Origin of the sequence: Micromonospora sp. 15K316 (genome assembly GCF_004348525.1) — a bacterium.
Lineage (GTDB): Bacteria > Actinomycetota > Actinomycetes > Mycobacteriales > Micromonosporaceae > Micromonospora.
Genome location: NZ_SMKG01000067.1, coordinates 21,863 through 27,930 on the forward strand (window position 1 = coordinate 21,863; position 6,068 = coordinate 27,930).

Consider the following 6,068-nt stretch of genomic DNA (forward strand, 5'->3'; position numbering starts at 1 on the left):
GTTGCCGGAACTCGTCATCACCGTTGCCCGATTCGGGTTCCTGATCCTGCTGTGGATCTTCGTCTTCACGGTGGTCGGCGTCATCCGCCGCGACCTCTTCGCGGGTGCCCGCTCGGGCCGGCTGGTCGCCGCGCCCCGGACGTTGGGCGCCGTGGCGGGTCAGGCGGCGAAGCCGGCGAAGGTGAAGCGGGGTCGGGCAGCGCACCAGTTGGTGGTGACCGCCGGTCAGCTGGCCGGCACCCGAATCACGCTCGGTGAGGCGCAGATCACCATCGGTCGTGCCGAGGACTCCACCCTCGTCATCACCGACGACTACGCCTCGGCGCGACACGCCCGACTCGTGCCGCGTGACGGGCAGTGGTTCGTCGAGGACCTCGGTTCGACTAACGGCACCTATCTGGATCGCGCTAAGGTCACCGGACCGACCCCCGTCCCCCTCGGCGTGCCGATCCGGATCGGCCGCACTTCCCTCGAATTACGGCCATGACTCTGACCCTGCGCTACGCGGCCCACAGCGACCGCGGTCTGATCCGAGACGGTAACCAGGATTCCGTCTACGCCGGACCGCGGCTACTCGCCGTTGCCGACGGCATGGGCGGCATGGCCGCCGGTGACGTCGCCAGCAACATCGTCATCGGTGCCATGGCGCCGCTCGACGAGGACGTCCCGGGTGACGCCCTCGTCGACGCGCTGCGATCGGCCGTCGGCACCGCCAACCAACAACTCCGCGACACCGTGGACGCCAATCCCCAACTGGAGGGGATGGGCACCACCCTGACCGCGACGCTCTTCTCCGGCAGCAAGCTCGGCATGGTGCACATCGGCGACTCCCGCGCGTACCTCTTGCGCAGCGGCGAGTTCGCGCAGATCACCAAGGACGACACCTACGTCCAGATGCTCGTCGACGAGGGCCGGATCAGCGCCGAGGAGGCGAGCAGCCACCCGCAGCGGTCGCTGCTGACCCGCGCACTCGACGGCCGGGACATCGACCCGGAGTACTCGGTGCGCCAGGTGCTCCCCGGCGACCGCTACCTGATCTGCAGCGACGGGCTCTCCGGCGTGGTCAGCGCGGACACCATCGCGGAGACCATGCGTGAGTACGCCGACCCGCAGCAGTGCGTCGAGCGGCTCGTCCAGCTCGCGCTCCGCGGTGGTGGCCCGGACAACATCACGGTGATCATCGCCGACGCGACCGACCAGGACATCGTCGAGGCGACACCGATCGTGGGGGGTGCCGCCGCCCGGGATCGGGGCATGGCGACCTCGGCGGACATCTCCACCCCGGCCGCCCGCGCTTCGGCGCTCTCAGCGCCGCGCTCGCCGGCACCCGAGGAGCCGACCCCCGAGGAGGACGAGCCCGAGCGGCGCCGGCACCGGCCGGTGCGCGCCGCCGCGATGGGGATCGCCCTGCTGGTGATCCTCGGTGGGGGCCTCTTCGCCGGCTGGAGCTACACCCAGCAGCAGTACTACGTGGGCGCGACCGAGGAGGGTCAGGTCGCGGTGTTCCGCGGGATCCAGGGCCAGATCGCCGGCCTGGACCTCTCCACCGTGCACTCCACCAGCCCGGCGCAGCTCGACGACCTGACCCTGGCCGCTCAGGAGCAGGTCAAGCAGGGTATCCCCGCCAAGAGCGAACCGGACGCCGAGCGGCGGCTGGCCGAGCTGACCAGCGACGACCCGACCAACCCGAACCTCAAGCCGGTCTGCCCGAGCCCGTCCACGCCGGTCGCCTCGCCGAGCACGCCGACCTCGTCGAGCCCGGTGCCGAGCAGCGTCGTGACGACGCCGACGCCGAGCGGCAGCGCCGCCGTCGGCGCGCCGACGGCCAGCAACCGGCGGGTCGGCACGGCTTCGAACAGCCCCAGCCCCAGCCCCAGCGGTAGCGTGGCCGGCACCGAGCCGACCAGCACGCCCGACGCTCCGCCCTCCGACTCGGCTCCGCCGGCGCTCGATCCGGCCGGCTGCCGGTCGCCCGAGTGAGCGTCGGCCCGACCCCGAGGACCCTTCCGTGACCGCAGCGGCCACACCGGCAGCCTCGCCCGCCACCACGGGCGAGCAGCCCGGCGTACGCCTGGCCCGGTCCCGGCGCAACGCCGAGCTCTCCCTGCTGCTGCTGGCCATGGTGCTGGTGGCCGCGTACGGGGCGACCGTCGAGGCGACCATGCTCGACACGGTCACCCCGGACTTCTGGATCCCGGCCGCCGCGCTCAGCGCCGTGTTCCTCGGCCTGCACCTGGTCATCCGGTTCCTCGCCCCGTTCGCCGACCCGGCCCTGCTGCCGGCGGTGGCGCTGCTCAACGGCCTGGGCGTGGGTTTCCTGCGCCGGTTGGACCTGGACGAGGCCACCCCGGCGGCGCGGGAGGGGCTGGCCGTGTTCGCCGGTACGGGCGGCCGCCAGCTCGCCTGGACGCTCGTCTCGGTGATCCTCGCCGCCGGGCTGCTCGTTCTGATGCGCGACCACCGGTCGGTCTCCCGCTACGCGTACACGCTGGGGCTGGCCGGCATCGTGCTGGTGATGATCCCGGCCGTGCTGCCCGGCCGGTTCTCCGAGATCAACGGCGCCAAGCTGTGGATCAAGTTCGGCGACACCTTCTCCATCCAGCCCGGCGAGTTCGCCAAGCTGGCGCTGCTGGTCTTCTTCGCCTATTACCTGGTACGCAAGCGCGAGGTGCTCTCGCTGGCGAGCCGGCGTTTCCTCGGCATCGACTTCCCACGCGGGCGTGACCTCGGCCCGGTGGTCGTGGTCTGGCTGATCAGCCTCCTGGTCCTGGTCTTCGAGAAGGATCTCGGCACCTCGCTGCTCTACTTCGGCATGTTCGTGGTGACGCTCTACATCGCCACCGAGCGCGTCAGCTGGCTGATCATCGGCTTGGTGCTCTTCTTCGGCGGCGCCTACCTGGCGTACGTCCTCGGTGACCTCGTCGGTGGGCCGTTCGCCAACTTCTACCTGCGGGCGGAGATCTGGCTGGACCCGTTCGCCGATCCGCACAACGACGGCTACCAGCTGGTGCAGGGTCTGCTCGCGCTCGGGACCGGCGGGCTCTTCGGGGCCGGGCCGGGCGGGGGCCAGCCGGGCCTGCTGCCGGAGGTGCAGAACGACTTCATCTTCGCCGGGCTCGGCGAGGAGATCGGCCTCTTCGGCCTCTCCGCGCTGCTCGTCATCTACCTGTTGATCGTCGAGCGCGGCCTGCGCGCCGCGCTGGCGGTCCGCGACTCGTTCGGCAAGCTGGTAGCCGGCGGTCTGGCGTTCACCCTCGGGTTGCAGGTCTTCGTGATCGTCGGCGGGATCAGCAAGCTCATCCCGCTGACCGGTCAGACCACGCCGTTCCTCTCCGCCGGTGGCTCTTCGTTGATGGCGAACTGGCTGCTCATCGCGGTGCTTCTCCGGGTCTCCGACGGGGCCCACCGGCCGGTGACCGGCGGTGGTGGCCCCGCCCGAGGGTCGGGCGGCCCGCCGGAGCAGCTGCACGGTGCCCCCACGGAGGTGATCAGGCCGTGAACGCACCCCTGCGCCGCGCCGGTATCGTCGTCATGGTCCTCTTCGGCCTGCTCTTCGCGAACCTGAACTGGATCCAGGCCTACAAGGCGGACGAATACCGCAACAGCGACTACAACGGCCGGGTCCAGGTCGCCGAGTACGAGCGCAAGCGCGGCAACATCGAAGCCGGCGGCACGGCACTGGCCACCAGCAAGGACACCGGCGGGAAGCTCAAGTTCCTGCGCACCTACCCGGGCGGGGCGGAGTACGCCCACGTGCTCGGCTACAAGCCGGTCAACCTGGCCGAGACCGGCATCGAGCGGGTCGAGGACGAGTTCCTCGCCGGCACCAGCGACCAGCTGATCGGCGACCGGATCAAGGACCTCTTCACCGGTGACCAGACCGGCGGCGGCAACGTCCTGCTCAGCCTCTCCAAGAAGGCCCAGGACGCGGCGTACAACCAGCTGCGGAACAACACCCTCGGCATCAAGCGGGGCGCCGCGATCGCCATCGACCCGCGTACCGGGGCGGTGCAAGCGCTGGTCTCCATGCCCAGCTTCGACCCGAATCCGCTGGCCAGCCACGACAGCGCGAAGGCCACCGCCGCGTACAACGAGCTGGAGCAGGACGAGAACGGGCCGCTGAAGAACCGGGCGCTCGGGGAGGTCCTGCCGCCCGGCTCCACCTTCAAGATCGTGGTCGCCGCCGCGGCACTCGAGAACGGCGTCGGCAAGGAGACGAAGATCCCGGCCGGGCCCAGCTACACCGCGCCGACCTCGGGCACCCCGATCCGCAACGCGGCGGCATCCATCTGTCCGGAGGATCAGGTCACCCTGATGGAGGCGGTCACCGAGTCGTGCAACACCGGCTTCGCCCAGCTCGGTGTGCGGCTCGGCGCTGACGTGATCAAGGAGAAGGCCCGGCAGTTCGGCTTCGAGCAGGAGGACCTGACCGTCGGCCAGCTCGGCGAGAGCGGGCTCCCGGTGGCGGCCAGCCGGACCGGGGACATGCAGAACCCGGATGGCGGCACCGACCCGGCCGCGCTGGCCCAGTCCTCCATCGGTCAGAACAACGTGCGGATGACGCCGCTGCAGGGCGCGATGATCGCCGCCGCCGTCGCCAACAAGGACGGCAAGCAGATGCGCCCGTACCTGGTGCGGCAGCTGCTGGGCCCGGACCGGACCACCAGCTACTACACGGCCGAGCCGCGGGAACTGCGGCAGCCCATCAGCGGCCAGGTCGCCGGCGACCTGCGGGACATGATGGTCAGCGTGGTCGAGAACGGCACCGGCACGAAGGCGCGGATCAACGGCTACACGGTTGGTGGCAAGACCGGCACCGCGCAGTCCGCGCCCGACCGGCCCGACCACGGCTGGTTCATCGGCTTCGTCCTGGACAAGAACGGCACCCCGATCTCCGCGGTCTGCGTCGAGCTGGAGCAGGCCGGGCCGGGCGGCAGCGCCGAGGCCGCCCGGATCGCCGGCAAGATCATGCAGGCGGTCGTCTCCGACCCCGGGAGTCGCTGACATGCTCAGCCCCGGGGTCCAGCTCGGCAACCGCTACCGCCTCGACGAGCGGATCGCGAGCGGCGGGATGGGTGACGTCTGGCGCGGCACCGACCAGGTGCTGGGCCGCACGGTCGCCCTCAAGAGCCTGCTCCCCGCCCTGCTGGACGAGCCGGGCTTCGCCGAACGGTTCCGCGGCGAGGCACGGACCATGGCCACCATCAACCACCCCGGCGTCGTGGACGTCTACGACTTCGGCAACGACCAGCAGATCGCCTTCCTGGTGATGGAGTACGTCGAGGGTGATCCGCTCTCCGCGACGCTGAGCCGGGTCGGCCGCCTCACCCCGGCCCGGACGATGGCGCTGGTCGCGCAGGCCGCCGACGCGCTGCACGCAGCGCACGAGAAGGGCATCGTGCACCGCGACGTGAAGCCGGGCAACCTACTCGTCCGGCCGAACGGGACGCTGGTGCTGACCGACTTCGGCATCGCCCGCTCCGACCTGGTCGGGCAGCTCACCGCGGCCGGCTCGGTGCTCGGCACCGCGTCGTACATCTCCCCGGAGCAGGCCATGGGCCAGGTGGCGACGCCCGCGTCCGACGTCTACGCCCTCGGTGTGGTCGCGTACCAGTGCCTCGCCGGGCGACGTCCGTTCGAAGGGGACAATCCCCTCGAGATCGCCATGAAGCACGTGCAGGAGGCGCCCCGGCCGCTGCCAGCCGACATCCCGCCGCAGGTGCGGTCGGTGGTCGAGCGGGCCATGGCCAAGGACCCGGCGGCCCGCTGGCCGACCGCCGCCGCGCTGGCCGGGGTGGCCCGGCAACTGAAGGCGGCGCTCTCCCAGCAGGCCCGGACGGGCGCGCAGTCCCGGCCGATTTCGGGTGTCCCGGCCTCGCCGGCGGCGCCGCCCGGGCGGGCCCAGGTGCCGCTCCCGCAGCAGGCGCGCCCCATGGCGTCCGCACCCCGACCGCCGGCCGCCTTCAGTTGCCGGGCCACCCCGGCCAGCGCGGCGGCGGTCGGCCAGCGGGCCGCCGGGTCCTTGGCCATGGCCCGCTCGACCACCGACCGCACCTGCGGCGGGATGT

General features: G+C 71.6%; 4 protein-coding genes and 1 pseudogene. All 5 read left to right on the forward strand.

Features of this window, described 5'->3' with window-relative positions:
• Window position 1: 1 nt before the first annotated feature.
• Entirely contained in the window at window positions 2-487 is a 486-nt protein-coding gene (locus E1211_RS15485) for an FHA domain-containing protein (RefSeq protein WP_120683594.1), read from the forward strand.
• The gene (locus tag E1211_RS15490) at window positions 484-1,980 is read left to right on the forward strand and encodes a PP2C family serine/threonine-protein phosphatase (RefSeq protein ID WP_132349628.1); all 1,497 of its coding nucleotides are present in this window, start codon (window positions 484-486) and stop codon (window positions 1,978-1,980) included. The genes E1211_RS15485 and E1211_RS15490 overlap by 4 nt, the downstream gene beginning before the upstream one ends.
• 28 nt (window positions 1,981-2,008) lie before the next feature.
• Window positions 2,009-3,499: an FtsW/RodA/SpoVE family cell cycle protein gene (locus tag E1211_RS15495; protein WP_132349630.1), complete on the forward strand. Its 1,491-nt coding sequence runs from the start codon at window positions 2,009-2,011 to the stop codon at window positions 3,497-3,499.
• Window positions 3,496-5,004 (forward strand): penicillin-binding protein 2, encoded by a 1,509-nt coding sequence (locus tag E1211_RS15500; protein WP_132349632.1) that lies wholly within the window; start codon window positions 3,496-3,498, stop codon window positions 5,002-5,004. Before E1211_RS15495 ends, E1211_RS15500 begins: the two co-directional genes overlap by 4 nt.
• 1 nt (window position 5,005) lies before the next feature.
• Window positions 5,006-6,068 (forward strand): annotated as a pseudogene (locus E1211_RS15505) (protein kinase); the annotation flags it as partial.